Source organism: Micromonospora sp. NPDC002575, from assembly GCF_042889525.1.
Lineage (GTDB): Bacteria > Actinomycetota > Actinomycetes > Mycobacteriales > Micromonosporaceae > Micromonospora > Micromonospora carbonacea.
In genome coordinates, this window is the sequence record NZ_JBIARA010000018.1 from 1 (window position 1) to 19,412 (window position 19,412).

13 protein-coding genes are annotated in these 19,412 nt (G+C 73.6%); 9 read left to right on the forward strand and 4 right to left on the reverse strand.

All coding sequences use genetic code 11. From position 1 onward, the window contains the following. From ACFYWL_RS23875 to ACFYWL_RS23905, 7 genes are all read left to right on the forward strand, one after another. Positions 1 to 849: beta-ketoacyl reductase (locus tag ACFYWL_RS23875; RefSeq protein ID WP_386976459.1), on the forward strand; the 849-nt coding region annotated here is incomplete at its 5' end. 62 nt (positions 850 to 911) lie between these two features. Next, on the forward strand, positions 912 to 5,519 hold the full coding sequence (locus ACFYWL_RS23880; RefSeq protein ID WP_386976462.1) for a type I polyketide synthase: 4,608 nt from the start codon (positions 912 to 914) through the stop codon (positions 5,517 to 5,519). Between the two features lie 20 nt (positions 5,520 to 5,539). After that, a complete protein-coding gene (locus tag ACFYWL_RS23885; protein WP_386976465.1) occupies positions 5,540 to 7,003 on the forward strand; it encodes an FAD-dependent oxidoreductase in 1,464 nt (487 codons plus the stop codon). Between the two features lie 65 nt (positions 7,004 to 7,068). Continuing rightward, positions 7,069 to 8,097: a 3-oxoacyl-ACP synthase III family protein gene (locus tag ACFYWL_RS23890; RefSeq protein WP_386976468.1), complete on the forward strand. Its 1,029-nt coding sequence runs from the start codon at positions 7,069 to 7,071 to the stop codon at positions 8,095 to 8,097. Beyond that, positions 8,094 to 9,995 (forward strand): HAD-IIIC family phosphatase, encoded by a 1,902-nt coding sequence (locus ACFYWL_RS23895; RefSeq protein WP_386976471.1) that lies wholly within the window; start codon positions 8,094 to 8,096, stop codon positions 9,993 to 9,995. Before ACFYWL_RS23890 ends, ACFYWL_RS23895 begins: the two co-directional genes overlap by 4 nt. Continuing rightward, positions 9,992 to 10,219, forward strand: a complete 228-nt coding sequence (locus tag ACFYWL_RS23900) for an acyl carrier protein (RefSeq protein WP_386976474.1) — start codon at positions 9,992 to 9,994, stop codon at positions 10,217 to 10,219. Before ACFYWL_RS23895 ends, ACFYWL_RS23900 begins: the two co-directional genes overlap by 4 nt. Then, complete coding sequence (locus ACFYWL_RS23905; protein ID WP_386976477.1) at positions 10,216 to 12,066, forward strand: 2-oxo acid dehydrogenase subunit E2; 1,851 nt, start codon at positions 10,216 to 10,218, stop codon at positions 12,064 to 12,066. The genes ACFYWL_RS23900 and ACFYWL_RS23905 overlap by 4 nt, the downstream gene beginning before the upstream one ends. Before the next feature lie 48 nt (positions 12,067 to 12,114). Here ACFYWL_RS23905 and ACFYWL_RS23910 read toward each other — a convergent pair whose 3' ends face one another. Continuing rightward, positions 12,115 to 12,720, reverse strand: a complete 606-nt coding sequence (locus ACFYWL_RS23910; protein WP_386976480.1) for a TetR/AcrR family transcriptional regulator — start codon at positions 12,718 to 12,720, stop codon at positions 12,115 to 12,117. A 141-nt stretch (positions 12,721 to 12,861) separates the two neighbouring features. On the opposite strand from ACFYWL_RS23910, the gene ACFYWL_RS23915 reads away from it, so the two are divergent. Both ACFYWL_RS23915 and ACFYWL_RS23920 read left to right on the forward strand, forming a co-directional pair. Next, positions 12,862 to 14,058, forward strand: a complete 1,197-nt coding sequence (locus ACFYWL_RS23915; protein ID WP_386976483.1) for a nucleotide disphospho-sugar-binding domain-containing protein — start codon at positions 12,862 to 12,864, stop codon at positions 14,056 to 14,058. A 30-nt stretch (positions 14,059 to 14,088) separates the two neighbouring features. Beyond that, positions 14,089 to 15,354, forward strand: coding sequence for a nucleotide disphospho-sugar-binding domain-containing protein (locus ACFYWL_RS23920; RefSeq protein ID WP_386976486.1), 1,266 nt, complete (start codon positions 14,089 to 14,091; stop codon positions 15,352 to 15,354). A 4-nt stretch (positions 15,355 to 15,358) separates the two neighbouring features. On the opposite strand, the gene ACFYWL_RS23925 is transcribed toward ACFYWL_RS23920, so the two are convergent. The 3 genes from ACFYWL_RS23925 to ACFYWL_RS23935 are packed head-to-tail and all read right to left on the reverse strand — an operon-like array spanning position 15,359 to position 19,159. Continuing rightward, a complete protein-coding gene (locus ACFYWL_RS23925) occupies positions 15,359 to 16,876 on the reverse strand; it encodes an FAD-binding oxidoreductase (RefSeq protein WP_386976489.1) in 1,518 nt (505 codons plus the stop codon). Positions 16,877 to 16,895: 19 nt separating this feature from the next. Continuing rightward, the gene (locus ACFYWL_RS23930) at positions 16,896 to 17,660 is read right to left on the reverse strand and encodes a thioesterase II family protein (protein WP_386976492.1); all 765 of its coding nucleotides are present in this window, start codon (positions 17,658 to 17,660) and stop codon (positions 16,896 to 16,898) included. Positions 17,661 to 17,704: 44 nt separating this feature from the next. Next, on the reverse strand, positions 17,705 to 19,159 hold the full coding sequence (locus ACFYWL_RS23935; protein ID WP_386976813.1) for an NDP-hexose 2,3-dehydratase family protein: 1,455 nt from the start codon (positions 19,157 to 19,159) through the stop codon (positions 17,705 to 17,707). Positions 19,160 to 19,412 lie beyond the last annotated feature (253 nt).

Here is a 19,412-nt window from a genome sequence, read left to right on the forward strand (position 1 = left end):
CTCGCCCACCACCGCCACACCCAAGGCCAACCCGCCACCAGCCTCGCCTGGGGCCTCTGGGCCGACACCAGCAAAATGACCAACAAACTCACGGACGCGGAGGTGGACCGGCTCAAGGCCACGGGGCTGGTCCCCCTCGCCACGGACGAGGCGCTGGCGTTGTTCGACGCCGCGCTGCGCACCCCCGACCGCCCGCACCTGGTGCTGACGCACGTCGACCGGACCGTGTTGCACCGGCACGCCCGGGAGGGCACGCTGCCGCCGCTGTTCGAGAAGCTCGTTCCGGCCCAGGTCCGCAACAGCAGGTCCCCGTCGGCGCCGCTGGCCGAACGCCTGCGCGGCCTGAGCCCGGACAAGCGCGAGCAACTGCTGCTGGACCTGGTCCGCACCCACATCGCCGGCACTCTCGGGCACACGTCCCCCGCCGACGTCGCGCCCGGGCAGACCCTCAAGGAGCTCGGCTTCGACTCGCTCACCGCCGTCACGCTGCGCAACCACCTGTCGAAGACGACGGGGCTCCAGCTTCCGACGACGCTGGTGTTCGACCATCCCAGCGCCGCCGCGATCGCCGGCTTCCTCGGCGAGCAGTTCGGCCAGGGCGATGCCGGGGCGCAGACGCCGGTCCAGGCGGAGCTCGAGCGGCTGGAGGCGGCCGTCGCCGCCCAATCGTGGGACGGCGCGGGCCGGGAGCGGCTCAGCGCCCGGTTGCAGGCGCTGCTGGCGCGGCTCGCCGAGTCGGGCGGTGCCCCGCGCACGGCCGTCGACGACGATCTCGCGGCGGTGACCGACGACGAGTTGTTCGAGGTCCTCGACGAGGAACTCGGCGTCTCCGGGCTCGACGAGCGATGACCCGGCCGCGCCCCGGGAGGTCCGATACCACCACCGGCAGCAGTCCCGGAGGAGAGAGTGCCATGGACAAGGAGCAGAAGCTCGTCGACTATCTCAAGTGGACGACGACCGAGCTTCAGGAGACCCGCCGGCGGCTGGCCCGCGCCGAGGCGGCGCACCGGGAGCCGATCGCCATCGTGGCGATGAGCTGCCGGCTCCCGGGCAACGTCCGCTCGCCCGAGCAGTTGTGGCGGCTGGTCTCCGACGGGGTGGACGCGGTCTCGACGTTCCCCACCGACCGGGGCTGGGATCTCGACGCCCTCTACGACCCGGACCCGGAACGGGTCGGCACCTGCTACACCCGCGAGGGCGCCTTCCTGTACGACGCGGCCGAGTTCGACCCCGAGTTCTTCGGCATCAGCCCGCGCGAGGCGCTGGCCATCGATCCCCAGCAGCGGCTGCTGCTGGAGACGAGCTGGGAGGTCTTCGAGAACGCCGGCATCGACCCCGCCTCGCTGCGCGGCAGCCGCACGGGCGTGTTCGCCGGTGTGCTGTACGACGACTACGCCGCCCGGCTGATGGAGCACACGCCGGACGGGTTCGAGGGGTATCTGGGCACCGGCAGCGCCGGCAGCGTCGCGACCGGCCGGATCGCGTACACCCTGGGGCTTGAGGGTCCGGCCGTGACCGTCGACACCGCCTGCTCGTCGTCGCTGGTGGCGCTGCACCTGGCGGCGCGGGCGCTGCGCGCCGGCGACTGCGAGCTGGCGCTGGCCGGTGGGGTGACCGTGATGGCGACTCCCGGGGTGTTCGTCGACTTCAGCCGGCAGCGCGGCCTGTCCCCGGACGGGCGGTGCAGGTCGTTCTCCGCCGACGCGGACGGCACCGGCTGGGGCGAGGGGGTCGGGCTGGTGCTGCTGGAACGCCTCTCGGACGCGCGGCGCAACGGGCACCCGGTGCTGGCGGTGCTGCGCGGATCCGCGGTGAACCAGGACGGCGCGAGCAACGGGCTGACCGCCCCGAACGGCCCCGCCCAGCAGCGGGTGGTCCGCCAGGCGCTGGCCGACGCCCGCCTCACGGCGGCGGAGGTGGACGTGGTGGAGGGGCACGGCACGGGCACCGTCCTGGGTGACCCGATCGAGGCGCAGGCGCTGCTCGCCACGTACGGCCAGGGGCGGCCCGCGGACCGGCCGCTGTGGCTGGGTTCGGTCAAGTCGAACATCGGTCACACGCAGGGGGCCGCCGGCGTCGCCGGGGTGATCAAGATGGTGCAGGCGATCCGGCACGGGGTGCTGCCGCGCACGCTCCACGCGGGCGAACCGAGCCGGCACGTCGACTGGACCGCCGGCCGGGTGCAGCTGCTCACCGAGTCCCGGCCGTGGCCGGAGGGCACGCGCCGGGCCGCCGTCTCCTCGTTCGGGGTCAGCGGCACCAACGCGCACGTCATCCTGGAGGAGCCGCCGACGGCACCGGCCGCCGACCCGGTGGAGCCCTCCGCCGGGCCCGCGCCGGAGGGTCCGCTGCCGCTGCTGATCTCGGCGCACGACGAGCCGGCGCTCCGCGACGTGGCCCGCGACCTGATCACCCGGCTGGCCGCCGATCCGCCGCCACGGCCCCTGGACGTGGCGTACTCCCTCGCCACGACCCGCGCCACGCTGGCCCATCGCGCGGTGGTCGTCGGCACGGACCGGGCCGAGCTGACCCGGGGCCTGGACGCGGTGGCCCGCGGCGGTCTGCTGCCCGGCAACGTGGTCCTGGACCGGGCCGCGCCGGAGCCGGGCGGGCTGGCGTACCTCTTCACCGGCCAGGGCAGCCAGCGTCCCGGGATGGGGCGGGCGCTCGCCGAGGCCCATCCGGTCTTCGCCGCCGCCCTCGACGAGGTGTGCGCGGAGCTGGACCGGCACCTCGACCGCCCGCTGCGTCCGCTGCTGTGGGCGGCCAAGGACGACCCGGAGAGCCGGCTGCTGCACGAGACGGGGTACGCGCAACCGGCGATCTTCGCCGTGGAGACGGCGTTGTTCCGGCTGCTCGGCCACTGGGGGCTGCGCCCCGACGTGCTGGTCGGCCATTCGATCGGCGAGCTCGTCGCGGCCCACGTGGCCGGCATGCTCGACCTGCCGAGCGCCGCCGAGCTGGTCGCCGTGCGGGCGCACGCGATGCAGCAGGCCCGAACGGACGGGGCGATGGTCTCGCTCGACGCCGGGGAGGAGGAGGTGCTCGCCTCCCTGTCCGGGCGCGAGCGCCAGGTCTCGATCGCCGCCGTGAACGGTCCCCGGGCCACGGTGATCTCCGGCGACCAGGACGCCGTCGGCGAGGTCGCGGCGCGGTGGAAGGCCGAGGGACGGCGGGTGCGCCGGCTCACCGTCAGCCATGCCTTCCACAGCCCGCACATGGACGACGTGCTGGCCGACTTCGCGCGCACGGCGGCGCGGCTGACCTTCGCCGATCCGGTGATCCCCCTGGTCTCCAACGTGACCGGCCGGTTCGCCGATCCCGCCGAACTGCGGTCGCCCGGCTACTGGCGTGAGCACGCCCGGGGGACGGTCCGGTTCGCCGACGGGGTCCGTGCCGCGCGGGCGAGCGGGGTCGCCACGTACCTGGAGGTGGGCCCGGACGCGGTGCTCACCTCGCTGGCCCGCGAGTGCCTGCGCGACCACGACGCCGGCGGCCGGCCGCCCACGTTCGCTCCGTTGCTGAGCGCCCGCCGCCCGGAGCCCCAGACGGCGCTGCTGGCGCTGGCCCGGGTGCACGCGTCGGGGCACCGCGTGGAGTGGGCGGCGCACTTCGCCGGCTCCGACGCCGAGCGCGTCGGGCTGCCGAACTACCCGTTCCGGCGTCGCCACTACTGGCTCGACCCCAAGCCGGCAGGGACGGCCGGCGGTGAGGAGCGCAGCCGTACGTCTCTCGAATCGCTCTTCTGGGCCGCCGTGGACGGCCAGGACGTCGAGTCGCTGGGCCAGGCGCTGCGGCTCTCGCGGGAGCAGCGGTCCTCGCTGGCCGCCCTCCTGCCGACGCTCGCGCTGCGGCGGCGCTGGACCGGGTGGCACCACCGGACGTCCTGGCAGCCCGTCCCCGGCGCGGTCGCCGAGCCGGGGCCGCGGGCGCTCCTGGCCCTGGTGCCGGCGGACCTGGCCGGCGACGCCACGGTCGCCGCGGCGCTCGACGCCCTCGGCACGGCCACGAAGCCCCTGCTCGTGCCCGCGTCCGCGCGGGACGCCGGTGAGCTCGCCATGCTGCTGCGCGGCCGGCGGGGTGAGGTGGGCGACGGCGTCGTGTCCCTGCTCGGCCTGCCCCGCGACGCCACCGACGTCGGCGTGCCGGCCGGTCTGGGGCTGACCGCCGCCCTGCCGCACGCGCTGGACCAGGCCGGGCTCGACGTGCCGCTGTGGGTGTTGACCCGCGGCGCCGTCACGACCGGCCGGTCCGACCCCCCGGCCGTCGCGGGGCAGGCGGCGATGTGGGGGCTCGGGCAGGCGCTCGTCGCCGGCCACCCGCACCGCGGGATCAGGCTGGTCGACCTTCCCCCGGCCCTCGGCGCGCCGGCACGGCGGGCCCTCGCCGCGCTCCTGCGCGGCCGGCCGGTCGACGCCCGCCTGGCCGTACGCGGGGACGGGGTCCTCACCCCGCGACTGGTACGGCTGGCCCCGCCGGCCGTCGACCGGGAGGTCTGGCGGCCGGAGGGCACGGTCCTGGTCACCGGCGGCACGACGGCGCTGGGCGGCCACGTCGCCCGCTGGCTCGCCGAGCACGGGGCCACGCAGCTCGTGCTGACCGGTCCGGCGGACGCCTCGGCCGACGTCACGGTGTTGCGCAAGGAACTGGCCGAGTACGGCGTCGACGTCACCGTCAGCGACTGCGGTCCGGAGGACCGGGCCGCGCTCGAACTGCTCGTCGCCGAGCGGCCCCCCACCGCCGTCGTGCACGTCGCCCCCGGCGGCGGGGACGGTGACGCGGCTGACCCGCCGGCCGAGCGGTTCGCCGTCGTGGCGCGGGGCGCGGCGGTCGTCGACGACGTCACCTCCCGGCTGGAGCTGTCGGCGTTCGTGGTGTGCGCCGCCGGGCCGGGCGCGGTGGGCGCGCCGGGCACCGGCGGTCTCGCCGCCGCGCACGCCTACCTCGCCGCGCTCGCCGGGCGGCGGCGGGAGCGGGGCGCCCGCGCGCTGTCGGTGGCCTTCGGACCGCTCGCCGAGGCCCTGCCGGTCGGCGACGGCGGGACCGGCGCGCCGCGCGGCCTGCGGCCGGTGGTCGCGGCCGTGGCCGTGGAGGCGCTCGGGTACGTGGCCCAGCCCGGCGTCGGGGACGTGACCGTGGTCGACCTCGACCCGCACGCCGGCTCGTGGCCGCGCGCCGACCGGCTCTTCCGGGACCTGCCCGGCTTCCGGCAGGCGTCGGAGGCGACGCCGCCGGCCGTGGACACCACCCTGCTCGACCGGCTCGCCGCCAGCGAGCCGGCGGAGCGCGCCGCGGTCGTCCTGGAGCTGGTACGGGCGAGGGCGGCCGACGTCCTGGGCAGGGACTCGGCCGACGGCCTCGAACCGGACGCCGACCTGCTCGCCCTGGGGCTGTCGTCGCTCGCCGCCCTGGAGCTGAGCGCCCAACTGCGCGCGGTGGGCCTGGACGTCTCCCCCCGGCAGATCTTCGACCACCCGACACCCGCCAGCCTGGCCGCGGCCGTGTGCCCGGCCGGCTGAACGAGATCCGGAGGATATTCATGTCTCACGACGTCGTCATCGTCGGCGCCGGACCGGTCGGCCTCATGCTCGCGTGCGAGCTGCGGCTGGCCGGCACGCCGGTCGTGGTGCTGGAGAGCGGCTCGGAGCCGGGCGCGCAGGCGCCCGGCGTGGCGCTCAACGCCGGGGCCGTCGAGCTGCTGGAGATGCGCGGGCTGATGGACGCCTGCCGCGCCGAGGGGTTCGAGTTCCCGATGGCGCACTTCGCGCACATCTGGCTGGACCCGACCGCGCTCGCCGACCGGTATCCGTTCAACTTCGCGATCCCGCACTCCCGGGTGGTGCACCACCTCGCCGCGCGGGCCCGGTCACTCGGCGCGGACCTGCGGTTGGGGCAGCGGGTCGTCGAGGTGACGCAGGACGAGCAGTCGGTGCGGGCCAGGATCGAGACCCCGTCGGGCGAGCAGACCGTGCGGAGCCGGTACCTGGTCGGCTGCGACGGCGTGGGCAGCCTGGTACGACAGGCCGCGGGCATCGGGTTCCCCGGCGACGAGCAGCCCTTCCACGGCACGGTCGCCGATCTGGCCGTCGGCCCCGACAGCCCGCTCGGCGAGTTGGTCGGCGCGCGGGAGTATCCCGCCGGGCTGGTGGCGGTCACCCCCATGGGCCCGGGACGGGTTCGCCTCCTGACCGGCGAGTTCGGGGTCGAGCCGCCCCGCCGGGACGGCGCGCCCGACATGGCGGAGATCCAGGACAGCGTCCGCCGGATCGCCGGCGTCGCCTTCACCGGCGGCGCCCTGGCGTGGTCGGCGCGCTGGTTCCACGTGACCCGGCTGGCCGAGCGGTACCGGGCGGGACGGATCTTCGTCGCCGGGGACGCGGCGCACACCCATTTCCCCCTCGGCGGGCAGGCGCTCAGCACGGGACTGGACGACGCGGTGAACCTCGGCTGGAAACTCGCGGCGGACCTCGACGGCCGGGCACCGGAGGGGCTGCTCGACTCGTACCACACGGAACGGCACCCGGCCGGGGCGCGCGCCTGCCAGACGACGCGCGCCCAGGTGGCGCTGCTGCACCCCCTGACGGAGCTGCGCGACGTCGTCGCCGAGCTGGTGCGGTTCCCGGACGTCAACGAGTACCTGGGGATGATGGTCGGCGGCACCGACACGCGCTACCCGGTGGAGCCGGCCGGCGACGCGCACCCGCTGGCCGGGCGTCGGTTGCCGGGGATCGCGGCAGCCGCGCGGGCCGTTCCCGGGCTCGCCGAGGCGTGGGCGGCCGGTCACGCGGTCCTGCTCGACCTGACCGGCGACGACACCCTCGGCGAGGCGGTGAACGGTTCGGCCGACCGGGTGACCCTGCTGCGGTCCGCGCCGCTGCCCCACGTGGACGCCGCGGCGGTGCTGCTGCGGCCCGACGGCCGGGTCGCCTGGGCCCTGCCGGCCGGGGGAGACACCGCCGGCCTGCGCGCCGCCCTCACGGCGTTCGCCGGCACCCCCGCCTAGGGCTCTTAGCACCGATTAAGCGCCGCGGAAAACCATGGCCGTGGCAGGCGACGAAGAGGACGAGCATGGACGTGTACGTGTACTCCGCCGGGTCGATGTTGCCCGGCCCGCCCGTGGACATCCCCACCCTGGCCAAGCGGTTCAAGATGACCTCGATCTGGGAGCAGTGGGTGGAGGCGTTCATCGGCACGCCGCTGCGCCACTACTCGGTGGACCTGGACACCGGGGAGACGCGGTTCTCCCTCGCCGACCTCGCGACCACGGCGGCCGAACGGGCGCTCAGGTCCGCGGGGCTGGCCGCGGCGGACGTCGACCTGGTGGTCATGGGCACCTCCTCCCCGGACATGCTGATGCCCGCCACGGTCAACGTCGTGGCCGACCAGCTCGGCGTCAACGGCGTGCCGACGTACCAGTTGCAGTCGGGGTGCACCGGGGCGGTGCAGGCCCTCGACGTCGCCCGGCACATGCTCCGCTCGGGGGCGGCCCGCACCGCGCTGGTGCTCGGCGCCGACTCCTGCGCCAAGCACTTCGACCTCACCGCCGACGTCAGCGCGCTGCCGCCGGAGGAGCAGGTCAACGGGGTGCTGTTCGGCGACGGCGCCGGGGCGGCGGTCCTCGGCGTCGAGCCGCCACCGGACCCGGTCGCCCTGCGCTGGACGCAGGTGCACTGTGTCGGTCACAACCGGCCGCCGGGGCAGACGCTGAACTGGTTCGGCGCCGCCGAACGGCACGTGCGCCGCCCGGCGGCCGTCGAGGACTACCGGGCGGTGCAGGAGGCCGTGCCGCCCATGGCCGTCGAGACCCTGGACGAGGTCCTGGACGTGCTCGGTTGGGACCGCGACGGGCTCGACTACCTGCTGCCGCCGCAGCTTTCGGGCCGGATGACCGCCGAGATCCAGGCCCGGCTCGACGTGCCGCAGGCGCAGGAGGTCAGTTGCGTCGGCGAGACCGGCAACACCGGCAACGCGCTGCCGTTCTTCCAGCTCGAACGGCTGCTGCCCGGCATGATCACCGGCGATCGCGCGGTCGGCGTCGCCATCGAGTCGAGCAAGTGGATCAAGGCGGGGTTCGCCCTGGAGAAGGTGGGACCGTGACGGCGGCCGGCACCTTCCCCCCGGACGCCGCCGCGCCCGCGCGTACGCTGCGCGACCTGCACGACGCCGGCCGGCTGGAGGCCGAGTATCCCCTGGTGCAGGCGCTGCTCGCGGACCTGCCGGCCGCGGAGCTGTCCCGGGCGGGGCACGTGCTGACCCGGGCCGACCCCGACGAGATCCTGCGCCGGCACCCGTCCACTCCCACGCTCACGGTGGCCGTCACCGGGCACCGGACGCTGGGCACGCTGGTCCCCCCGCTCACCGCGGAGCTCGCCCGGCACGGCGTGCTGCTTCGGCCGCGCCTGTCCGACTTCGACAGCTACGTCTTCGACCTCGGCGACCCGGGCAGCGCGCTGTACGCCGCCGGTCCCGGTCTCGTGCTGTGCGTGCTCGACCCCGAGGTGGTGTTCGACGAGGTGCCCCTGCCGTGGACCGTCGCGGACGTCGAGCAGGCCCTGGACGCCAAGGTCGCGATGCTGCGCGGCCTCGCGGCCACCTTCGACCGGCGGGGCGCGGGCACCCTGGTGCTCAACACGCTCCCGCTGCCCAGGCGGTTCACCGCGCAGTTGGTGGACTACCGGTCGCGCGCCCGGCTGGGCGCCGCCTGGCGTGAGGCCAACGCGCGGCTGCTGGCGTTCGGCGACGAGTTCCCGTCGGTCGTCCCGCTCGATCTCGACCCGTTGCTGGCCGAGGGGATCCCCGCGGAGGACGCGCGGCTGGGCGGCTACGCCGGGACCGGGCTGTCGCCCGCCCTGCTGGCCCGGTACGCACGCGAGATCGGCCACCTCGGCCGGCACCTGACGGGGAGGACGAAGAAGGTCCTCGTCTGCGACCTGGACGGGACGCTGTGGGGCGGGGTGCTCGGCGACGACGGCCCGGACGGAATCGAGCTGGGCGGGACACCGCGCGGCGAGGTGTTCGCCGCCTTCCAGCGGGTGGTCAAGCAGCTCGGGTCGCAGGGGGTGCTGCTGGCCGTGGCGAGCAAGAACGACCCGACGCCCGTCGACGCGGTGCTGCGCGGGCACGGGGGCATGGCGCTGGGCCCGGACGACTTCGTCCGGGTGACGGCGAACTGGCGTCCCAAGCCCGAGAACCTGACGGCGCTGGCCGAGGCGCTGAACCTCGGCGTGGACTCGTTCGTGTTCGTCGACGACAGCGCGTACGAGTGCGGTCTGGTGCGCCACGCGCTGCCGGGCGTCGCGGTCGTCCGGCTCGGCGAGGAACCCGCCTGGCACGTCGGCGACCTGCTGCGCGACGGGTGGTTCGACACCCGCGAGGTGAGCACGGACGACCGGGCCCGCCCCGCGCGGTACCGGGAGGAGCTGGACCGGCAGAGCTTCCTCGCCACGTTCGACTCCGTCGCCGACTACCTCCGGCAGTTGCGGACCTGGGTGTCGCTGGCCCCGGTGGCCGAGCGGGAGGTGGCGCGGGCCTCGCAGATCACGCTGCGGACCCACCAGTTCAACCTGACCGGCCACCGGTTGCAGCCCGCGGAGGTACGGGCCGCCGCCGAACGGCACGGCAGCCGGGTGCTCGGCATCCACTCCGGCGACCGCTTCGGTGACAACGGCATGGTGGGCCTGGTCCTGACGCGGGTCGACGGCGAGCTGCTGCACATCGACAACTTCCTGCTCAGTTGCCGGGTGTTCGCCCGGGGCATCGAGACGGCCTGCCTGCGCTCGGTGCTGCTCCACGCCCGGGCCACCGGCGCGCGGGCGGTCGAGGCCCGCCTTCGGCCCACCGCCAAGAACGCCGGCGCGCGCGGCTTCTACCCGGACAACGGTTTCACCCTGGTCGCCGACGAGGGCGACGTCCTCGTCTTCCGCCACGACCTCGCCGAGATCGGGCCGCCCCCCGCGCACGTGCAGCTCACCGCTTCCTTCGAGGAGAACCGATGACCACCATCGACGACTTCCTGGCCATCGTCAGCGCCGAGCTCGGCCTGCCGGTGCGGCACGAACAGGTCGGCCTGCCGCTCGACTCGGTGCCCGGATGGGACTCGATCCACCTGCTGTCCCTGCTGACCATCCTGGAACGGGAGACCGGCCGGCAGATCGCGCTGCCCGCGGTGTTGCAGGCGACCAACCTCGACGAGATCTACCGGGCGGTGGTGGCCGAGTGACGATCGAACGCATCGCCAGGGAGCGGCGGCCCACCCTGTACTTCCTGCGGGAGATCAGGTCCTTCGCGCCGGTGCACCTCGACACCGAGGTCGACATGACCCGGATCCGGGACCATCGCGCCGCGGCCCGGGCGCGGGGACGGCGCTTCTCCTGGCTCACCTACGTCCTGTACGCGGCGGGCCGCGCCGTGGCGGCCCACCCGGAGGCCAACGCCGCGATCCGTGGCCGGGTCCGCCCGAAGGTGGTGCGTTTCCCCTCGGCGCACGGGAAGTTCACCATGGACCACACGGTGAACGGCCAACGGGTCGTCCTCTCGGCCACCGTGCCCCACGTGCAGAGCGCGGGCCTGGCGGAGATCCAGCAGCGGGTCGACTACTTCACCCGGGGCGACGCGGAGAAGCTGCCCGAGTTCGCCGGCGCCCGCCTGCTGCGGAAGCTGCCCTGGGCGCTGGGCAGCGCGGCGTACCGCAGCCGGACCCGGCCCCTGCGTACCCGGGCGACGACGGTCGGCACCTTTGCGGTGACCTCCCTGTCCCACCGGGACGTCGACGGTTTCCACTCCACCGGCGGGACGACCGTCACGCTTGGCCTGGGCCGGATCGCCGAGCGCCCCGTGGTCCGCGACGGCGCGGTGTCCGTCGCGCCGGTGATGCGGCTGAACCTGACGTTCGACCATCGGGTGATCGACGGCGCGGAGGCCGCGGACCTGCTCACGGACCTCAAGCGGGCGCTGGAGCAGTTCGAGGAACCGCCGGCCGAGGACGACGGCACCAACGACGTCGCGGAGCTCAAGCAGTTCGTCCTGGCGCACACCCGTGGGCAGGGGGTCACCGGTCACGAGGACGTGCTGGCGCGGATTCGCACCGACGGCGAGGGGGACGGGTCCTGGGCGGTCGAGTGGACGCGGTCCGCGCGGGCGCTGGAGCGCGACGGGCGGTTGCTGGACGCCTGCCGCCACTACACGATGGCCCGGTTCCCGTTCGTCGACGGGCCGGCCCGGCGGCGGGCGCTCGACGACACGGTGCGCACGTTCGACCAGTGGCGGCGCGGCGACAGGGACATCGAGCGGCTGGAGGTCGACCTTCCCGCCGGACGGGTCGCGGCGTGGGCCACCGGGATGTCCGACGGCGTCCGGCGGCCGGTGCTGGTGGTCAGCGGCGGCATCGTGACCGTGAAGGAGCAGTGGGCGGCCACCCTCCGCGCCATCCGACGCCTCGGCATGGCCGGCATCGTCACCGAGATGCCGGGGGTCGGCGAGAACACCCTCCCCTACGACGGGGACAGCTGGCGGATGCTGTCGCACCTGCTCGACCACGTCAGCGACCGGGCCGACGTCGCGCACTCGTACGCCCTCGCGCTCAGCTTCAGCGGTCACCTGGCCCTGCGCTGCGCCCTGGAGGACAGCAGGATCAGGGCCGTGCTGACGGCGGGCGCCCCGGTCAACGCCCTGTTCACCGATCAGCGGTGGCAGGCGAGCCTGCCCCGGGTCACGGTGGACACCCTGGCCCACCTGATGGGCAAGGAGGCGGGCAGCGCGCTGGGCGAGCTGGCCTCGTGGGCCCTCTCCCCCGACCAGTTGCGGGCCCTGACCATCCCGGTCCGCTACGTCGCGTGCGACCGCGACGAGATCATCCCGGGCGCGGACGTCGACCTGCTCGCCCGGCACGTCCGCGACGTCGAGATCCTGCGGCACGACGACGTGCACGGCGCTCCGGCGCACGCCGCGGAGACCCAGCTCTGGCTGATCCGGTCGCTGCTGCGGGTCCGCGAGGTCAAGGCCCCCGTCCACCTGGTCATCGACCTGCTCTACCGGCTCGCGCGGTTGCGCGCCCCGGGCCCCGGCTGAGCCGCGGTCGGGCCGTGCCCGCCGGCCGGAGGCCGCCGGGGGTGGCCCTCACCGGCCGGTCGGCGGGGCGGGCAGCCCGGGGGCGATCCGTTCCAGCGTGTCGCGGATCGCGTCGGACAGGGAGGTGGCCCTCGACGAGTCGACCCAGAACTCGACCGCGACCCGGACCGCGTTGACCACCATTGTGGCGAGCAGCCTCGGGTAGATGTCGTCGGTTAGCTCCATCCCGAGCCGCTCGGCGATCCCCTCGGCGAGCGCCGTCTCCCGCGCGGCGTGCGCCTTGAGGTATTCGCCGCCCAGCGGCGAGGTCGCCACCGCGAGCCGCACCTTGGTCACCAGGTCGCGGTCCAGGTTGTCCCAGGCGAGGAAGGCCGCGAGCATCGCGTTGATGACGGCCTGGGTCAGCGGCTCGTCCGCCGGCCGGGAGCGCAGCTGCTCGCGGATCGCCGCGGACCGGTCGAGGTCGGCAGCGTAGAGGGCCTCGTTCTTGCTGTGGAAGTAGTTGTTGAACGAGCGCGTGGACATGCCCGCCCGGGCGGCGATGTCCTCCACCCGGACGTTGTCCCAGCCGCGCTCGACCGCGAGGCCGAGGGCCGCCTCGCTGAGCACCCGGCGGACCGCGGCCACCTTGTTGGCCCGAATCGTTGTCGACACGCAGACAGGGTGACACGCCGCTGCGGGCTCGGCAAGTTGTTGCCCGGCCGGCAAGAGCGCACGTCACAGGCGCTTTTCAGGGGCCCTTTAGGCCGACCGGATGAACTGGGGACGTCGTCATCGAGTCTGGGGGATATGCCCGTGCGCGTCCTTTTCACCCCGCTTACCGTTCGGTCCCACTACTACCACCAGGTCCCGCTGGCCTGGGCCTTCCGGGCGGCCGGACACGACGTGCGCATCGCCGCCCAGCGGCAGCTCACGAGCATCATCGCCAACACCGGCCTGACCCCGGTGGAGGTGGGTGACGACTACGACTTCATGGCCGGCATGGTCGCCCTGCGCAGCGGCAACAAGTTCACCGCCGCGCAGGTCGCCGACCTGACCTTCGAGGAGCGGGTCCGGCTGCGCGACGAGCGGTTCGTGCCGCCGGTCGAGCTGGCCACCCGGATGGCCCCCGACCTGATGCGGTTCACGCAGCGGTGGCAGCCGGACCTGGTGATCACCGACCCGGTCATCTTCGCCGGCCCGCTGGTCGCCGCGGCGCAGGGCATCCCGGTCGTGCGCAACATCTGGGGCCCGGACATCCTCTACGGCCACCCGGTCCAGGGCCAGCCCCACACCGGCACGGAGCGCGCCGACTGGCCCACCGGGCTGGTCGAGCTCTTCGACCGCTACGGGGTGGAGGTCCGCAACGACCACCCCAAGCACACCGTCGACCCGTGGCCGGGCAGCCTCCAGAACTTCGGTTCCCCCGGCCGCCTGCCGCGGCGCTTCGTCGCGTACAACGGGGAGGGCGTCGCCCCGGACTGGGTCACCGAACGCCCCGATCGCCCCCGGGTCTGCATCACCTGGGGCACGACCAACGAGATCCTGGGCGGCGCCAAGGACGTCTGGCCCCGCGTGATCCGGGCGCTCACGCCGCTCGACATCGACATCGTGCTCGCCATCGGCCCCGCCGACCGGGCCAAGCTCGGGCAGTTGCCGGACAACGTGCGGGTCGCCGAGAACCTGCCGATCAACCTGTTCATGCCGACCTGCCAGGCGATCGTCAACCAGGGTGGCACGGGTTCGCTGCTGACGGCGGCCACCGTGGGGGTCCCGCAGGTGCTCCTGCCGGAGACCGGCGAGACCCCGGTCAACTCCCTCAGCTTCCGGGAGAGCGGCGCCGCCATCGTTCTCGACTACGCCAAGGCGGACGAGGAGACCATCTCCTCGGCGGTCACCCGCGTCCTGACCGACGAGGCAATCCGCGCGGCGGCCCGGAAGGTGTCCGAGGAGATCGCCGGGATGCCGGCGCCGGCCGAGGTGGTCGACACGCTCGTGAAGCTCGCCGCCTGAATCCGTACCAGCGACACCCGAGGAGAAGCCTTGCGTATCCTGTTCACCCCGGTCGCCGCGACGGCCACTCCGCTGTTTCATCTGGTGCCGCTCGCCTGGGCGTTCCGGGCGGCGGGCCACGAGGTGCGGGTGGCCGTGCTCCCGGACCTCGCCCCGGCCGTGACGGCCACCGGGCTGACCGTGGCCGAGGTCGGCCGAGGTTACAAGATCATGGATGGCGTGCTCGAGTCCCGGGGCGGTCACCGGGTGATCGAGGCCCCGGCCAGCGACTGGACCAGGAGCGGCCTGGCGAGCGCCGACCGCGCCGGCTCCGCCCCGGCGGCTCCGGACCAGGAAGGGCTGGCCGATCTCCGCAACGCGGCGATGGCGCCGCTCGTCGAGGGCGCCGCCCGGATGACGCCGGACCTCCTGCGGTTCGCCGAGAGATGGCGGCCGGACCTGGTGGTGACCGACGCGATGGTGTTCGCCGCGCCGATCGTGGCGGCGAAGCTGGACATCCCGCTGGTCCGCCACACCTGGGGACCCGACGTGATGCGGATGATCAGCCAACCGTTGCAGGGCTTCTCCGACGCGGGGGACGTACGCGGCCAGTGGCCCGTCGGGCTGCCCGAGTTGTACGACCACTACGGCGTGGAGGTCCGCAACGACTATCCCGTGCGGACCGTCGACCCCTGGCCCACCAGCCTTCAGCTGCCCGGGATAGCGGGCCGGCTGCCGGTGCGGTTCGTTCCGTACAACGGCGCGGCTGCCGTCTCGGACTGGGCGCTCGACCGGCCGGACCGGCCGCGGGTGTGCGTCACCTGGGGCACCTCCACCGCCGCGCTCGCCGGCGACGAGGCATTCGTCCTGCCCCGGGTCGTCGACGCGCTCGCCGGCATGGACGTGGAGATCGTCCTGGCGATCAGCGCGGCCGACCGGGTGAAGCTCGGCACGCTGCCGGACAACGCCCGCGTCGCCGAGAACGTCCCGCTGCACCTGTTCATGCCGAGCTGTTCGGCCATCGTCAACCAGGGCGGCACCAGTTCGCTGCTGACGGCCGCCTGCTACGGCGTGCCGCAGGTGATGATGCCGCAGACGGCGGACAACCCGTTCAACGCCGCGAACTACAGCGCGAGCGGCGCCGCCGTCGCCCTCGACGTGACCAGGGCGACCGACGACGAGATCGGCGCGGCCGTCACCCGGGTCCTCACCGACGAGGCGTACCGGGCGGCGGCGGAGAAGGTCCGCGAAGAGATCGCGGCCACTCCCCCGCCGTCCGCCGTCGTCGACTCCCTCCAGGCCCTGGTGCGCGCCTAGCGGGTCAGCTGATGGCCTGCTCGAAGGTGAAGAACCCGTGCGGGTCGTACGTGTGCTTCACCGTCGACAGGCGGGGGTAGTTCTCGGCGTAGTACGCCTGTCGCCAGTCGGTCAGCGCCGGGTCGATGTAGTTCTGGTAGGTCTCGTGGGTGGAGTACCGGTCGGTGACCGTGAACGCGTGGTCCGCCCAGGCCGAGGCGGCGGCCCGGCCCTCGCCGGTGTCGGCCGCCTCGGAGAGCGCGACCGCCCAGTCCACCGAGAACTGCGCGTCCCGGTGGACGTAGGCGGTCGCGGTGCGTGGGATGTCGGAGGCCGCGCCACCGAGGGCGAAGCCGGTGGCGATCCGGGTCTGCCCGGCTCGGCGGTCGGCGTCGAACGCGGCGAGAATCTCCGCCACTCCCGTGCCGGGGATGTCCTCGCGGAAGAACCGCGAGCGCTGGATGATGAAGCCGCTGCGCGCGAGCATGGCCTCCGGGTTCGTGCCGACCCGGTGGCACTGGTCGACGGTCTTGTCCCCGCACTTGAAGAACGCCATCATGCCGTCGCGGTAGCCGAGATCCTGCACGCTGTTGTACGCGGGCGGGGTGCCGACCGCCGAGGCGAAGTCGTTCAGGTGCGGGGCGAGATCCTCGGGGGTGCCGAGGAACGTGCCGTCGACGAGCAGGAACGGCACCGCTCCCGGCGTCGCGTCCAGGAGGCCGAGCAACCAGCGCGAGCTCAGCGCCCGCGGCGCCGCGCGCTGCCACTGTTGCCACGCGGTCAGCACGCTCTGCGCGCTGTCCCAGACCCAGGCGAGGGTGAAGTTGACCATGCGGGGGATCGTGCTGTTCCTCCGCTCGTAGCTGGTCACGATGCCGAAGTTGCCGCCGCCACCGCCCCGCAGCGCCCAGAAGAGATCCGGCCGGACCTGCTCGGAGCAGGTCACCACCCGGCCGTCGGCCAGCACGACCTGCACCGACAGCAACGAGTCGCAGCCCAGGCCGAGCGCCCGGGTCTGCCAGCCCACGCCGCCGCCCTGCAGATAGCCGCCCATCGCCACGGTGGGGCAGATGCCGCCGGCCAGTGCGACGCCGTGCGCGGACGCGGTGTCGACGAGGTCGACGAGCTGCGCCCCCGGGCCGACCACCGTCCGGTTCTGCTCCACCTGGATCCCGTTGAGCCGGGACACGTCGATGATCAGCCCGGACGTGGTGGAGTAGCCACCGAAGCTGTGCCCCCCGCTGCGGGCGACGGCGGGGAGCCCGTGGTGCTGGGCGTAGGACAGGCACGTCCGGACGTCCTTCGGGGACGTGCAGTAGGCGATCGCCGCCGGGTGCACGGCGTCGAAGGCCGAGAAGTGCAACTGCTTGGCGACGTCGTAGTTGCTGTCCGAGGGCAGCACCAGCTTGCCGGACAGGTTCCTGCGGAGGCTGTTCCAGCGGTTGTTCGCCGCCGCCGAGGCGCCCTGGCCGACCCCGACGATGCCCGTGCCGGCCGCGGCCAGCGCTGCCGCGCCCTTCAGTAGTGTTCTGCGGGTTGGCACGCGTCGCTCTCCTTCGCTGTCATGCCGTGCACACGGTCAGTTGCTCGGTGATGAGTCGCACGATCGCCTGGCTGTGTTCGGCCAGGAAGAAGTGGCCACCCGGGTAGACCCGCAGGTCGAACTCGGCCGTCGTGTGCCGCTGCCAGGCCCGGACGTCGTCCAGGCTGGCCTTCGGGTCCGCGTCGCCGGCCAGGGCCGTGATCGGGCACCGCAGCCGCACCTCTTCGGTGAGCCGGTAGGACTCCGCCGCCTTGTAGTCGGCCCGGATCGCCGGCAGCACGGAGCGCATCATCTCCTCGTCGCCGAGGACCCGGACGTCCGTGCCGCTCAGGCTGGCGAGCTCGCTCAGGAGGCGGTCGTCGTCGAAACGGTGCACCAGCTCACCGCCCTGCGTCATCGGCGCCCGACGCCCCGAGGCGAACAACCGCACGGGGTTCGCGTCGTCGGTGGCCTCGATCCGACGCGCCAGTTCGAAGCCGAGCGTGGCGCCCATGCTGTGCCCGAAAAGGGCCACCGGCCGGTCGAGCACCGGCCGCAGGGCCTCGAACGCCGCGTCGGCCAGCGCCCGGATGTCGTCGATGCACGGCTCCAGACGCCGGTCCTGACGCCCCGGGTACTGCACGGCCAGCACGTCGACGCGCGCGTCGAGCAGGCGGGCCAGCGGGTGGAAGTAGCTGGCCGAGCCGCCCGCGTGCGGTAGGCACAGCAGCCGTACGGGGGCGCGCTCGGTCGCCGGCACGAACCGCCGGGCCCACCGGGCGCTCACCTGTGAAGCCGTCGTCATTCATCCCCCCTCCGCGCACCGCGCCGTCCGCCGCCGCCCGGCCCTCACCAGAGGGCGTGCAGGCAGGCCAGCAGAGTGCGCGCCTGGACATTGACGTAGTTGTGGTGGCGCAGCAGAGCCATCAACTGCCGCACGGTCATCCAGCGGAAGTCGGGATGCGGCTCCAGCACCGCCGGCTCCGCATCGCATTCGAGCACCAGGTATCGACATTCGGCATGGTAGAAACGGCCGCCCTCTTCGGAAAGCAGCACATCGTATCGAATGTTGTCCCGCGCCGCGAGGACGTAGTCGTAGAAGCGGGGCCGCTCGTGCGGCGGCACGTCGGCATAGGTCGCCGGATTGCATTGCAGGGTGGGGCCGAGCTCGGCGACGTCGAGGAACCCGGCCTCCACCGACGCGCGCATGAGAATGTGCAGCACACCGTTGATCCGGCGGGTCAGGAAGGCCACCACCCCGACGTCGCACGGCGCGATGAGGGGCTGCGACCACTGCGTGACCTCACGCTGCCCGCTGGCGACCGAGACACCGATGACGCGGAAGTGCTTGCCCTGCCGGTGTTCGATGCTGAAACGCGACAGACGCCAGTCCTCGAGCTGCGACAGGCCGACCGGCCGGACGTCCATCGTGGTGTCGATGCGGACGTCGTTGAGCCAGCTGATGATCTCGGCGTCGGTGTGTTGGCCCTCCGCCTCCGCGGCCTGCAGCGACCGCTGGAGATCGAAGGCGAACTCCGGGTCCGCGCAGTCGACGTTGCCCGCGAGCGGGTCGAAGAGCCAGCCGGACGTGTCGCTCGGCAGGCAGGAGAGCACCGTGCGGGAGTCCATGTTGATCATGTTTGGCACGGTGAGGAGCTGGCGGATCTGACCGAACGTCAGCCACCGGAAGTTGTCCCGGACCGGGACGTCGTCGTCCGTCTCCACGACCATGTTGCGGTTGCGCTTGCCCAGGAACCAGGTGCCCTGCTCGGACTGGAGCACGTCGGCGAGGACCCGGCCGCGGCCGGGACGCAGGAAGTGTTCGAGGTACGGGGTCGACGCCCCGCCGTGCACCTTCGTGTAGTTGCTGCGCGTGGCCTGCACCGTCGGCGACAGCTGCACCTGCCGGCGGTTGCCCGGCTCGATCTTGGCCTGCATCAGGAAGTGCAGGACGCCGCCGAACTCCTTGGCCAGCAGGCCGAGGATGCCGACCTCGTTCTGCCGGATGATCGGCTGCTGCCAGGACCGCGGACTGCGCCCGGCGCGGGAGACGTCCAGCCCCCCGACGCTGAAGAACTTGCCGCTGTCGTGCACGAGCGAGGCGCGGCCCTCGCTGAAGCGCCAGCCCTTCATCTCGTCGAGCGGGACCTGCTCGACGGTCATCGAGTCGGTCGTCTCGCGTTCGCGCAGCCACGCGGAGAACTCCTCGTTCGTGGTCGCCACGCCCTGGGTGGCCGAACCGGAGCGCAGGACGCGGAGCCCGTCCGGCAGGACCGACGGCCGCGAATCAGATCGACTGAGAATGCCACTCAAAACATTCACCCCTCCTCGGCGAACGCCGTCCACACATTATGCTGGCGTTCTTTAAATTCGCCCTAAAGCCCTTTCCGTTTCCGCCGGGGCTCTCCGCGCCCGGCCGCGCGCACGTGGCCGGCCCGGGACAAAGCGGCCCGGGACACATCGGCCCCGACGCCCGGACCTCGGCAACCACCCGTCAGGAATTCGTCGCCGGCGATTCCGTGATTTAGCGGCGACCAAGCCGACCGTTAGAATCCGG

Coding starts and splice junctions, on each gene's coding strand:
- ACFYWL_RS23885 (WP_386976465.1), top strand. CDS start 5,540: ATGTCTCACGACGTCGTCATCGTCGGCGCCGGACCGGTCGGCCTCATG.
- ACFYWL_RS23880 (WP_386976462.1), top strand. CDS start 912: ATGGACAAGGAGCAGAAGCTCGTCGACTATCTCAAGTGGACGACGACC.
- ACFYWL_RS23890 (WP_386976468.1), top strand. CDS start 7,069: ATGGACGTGTACGTGTACTCCGCCGGGTCGATGTTGCCCGGCCCGCCC.
- ACFYWL_RS23930 (WP_386976492.1), bottom strand. CDS start 17,660: ATGACGACGGCTTCACAGGTGAGCGCCCGGTGGGCCCGGCGGTTCGTG.
- ACFYWL_RS23900 (WP_386976474.1), top strand. CDS start 9,992: ATGACCACCATCGACGACTTCCTGGCCATCGTCAGCGCCGAGCTCGGC.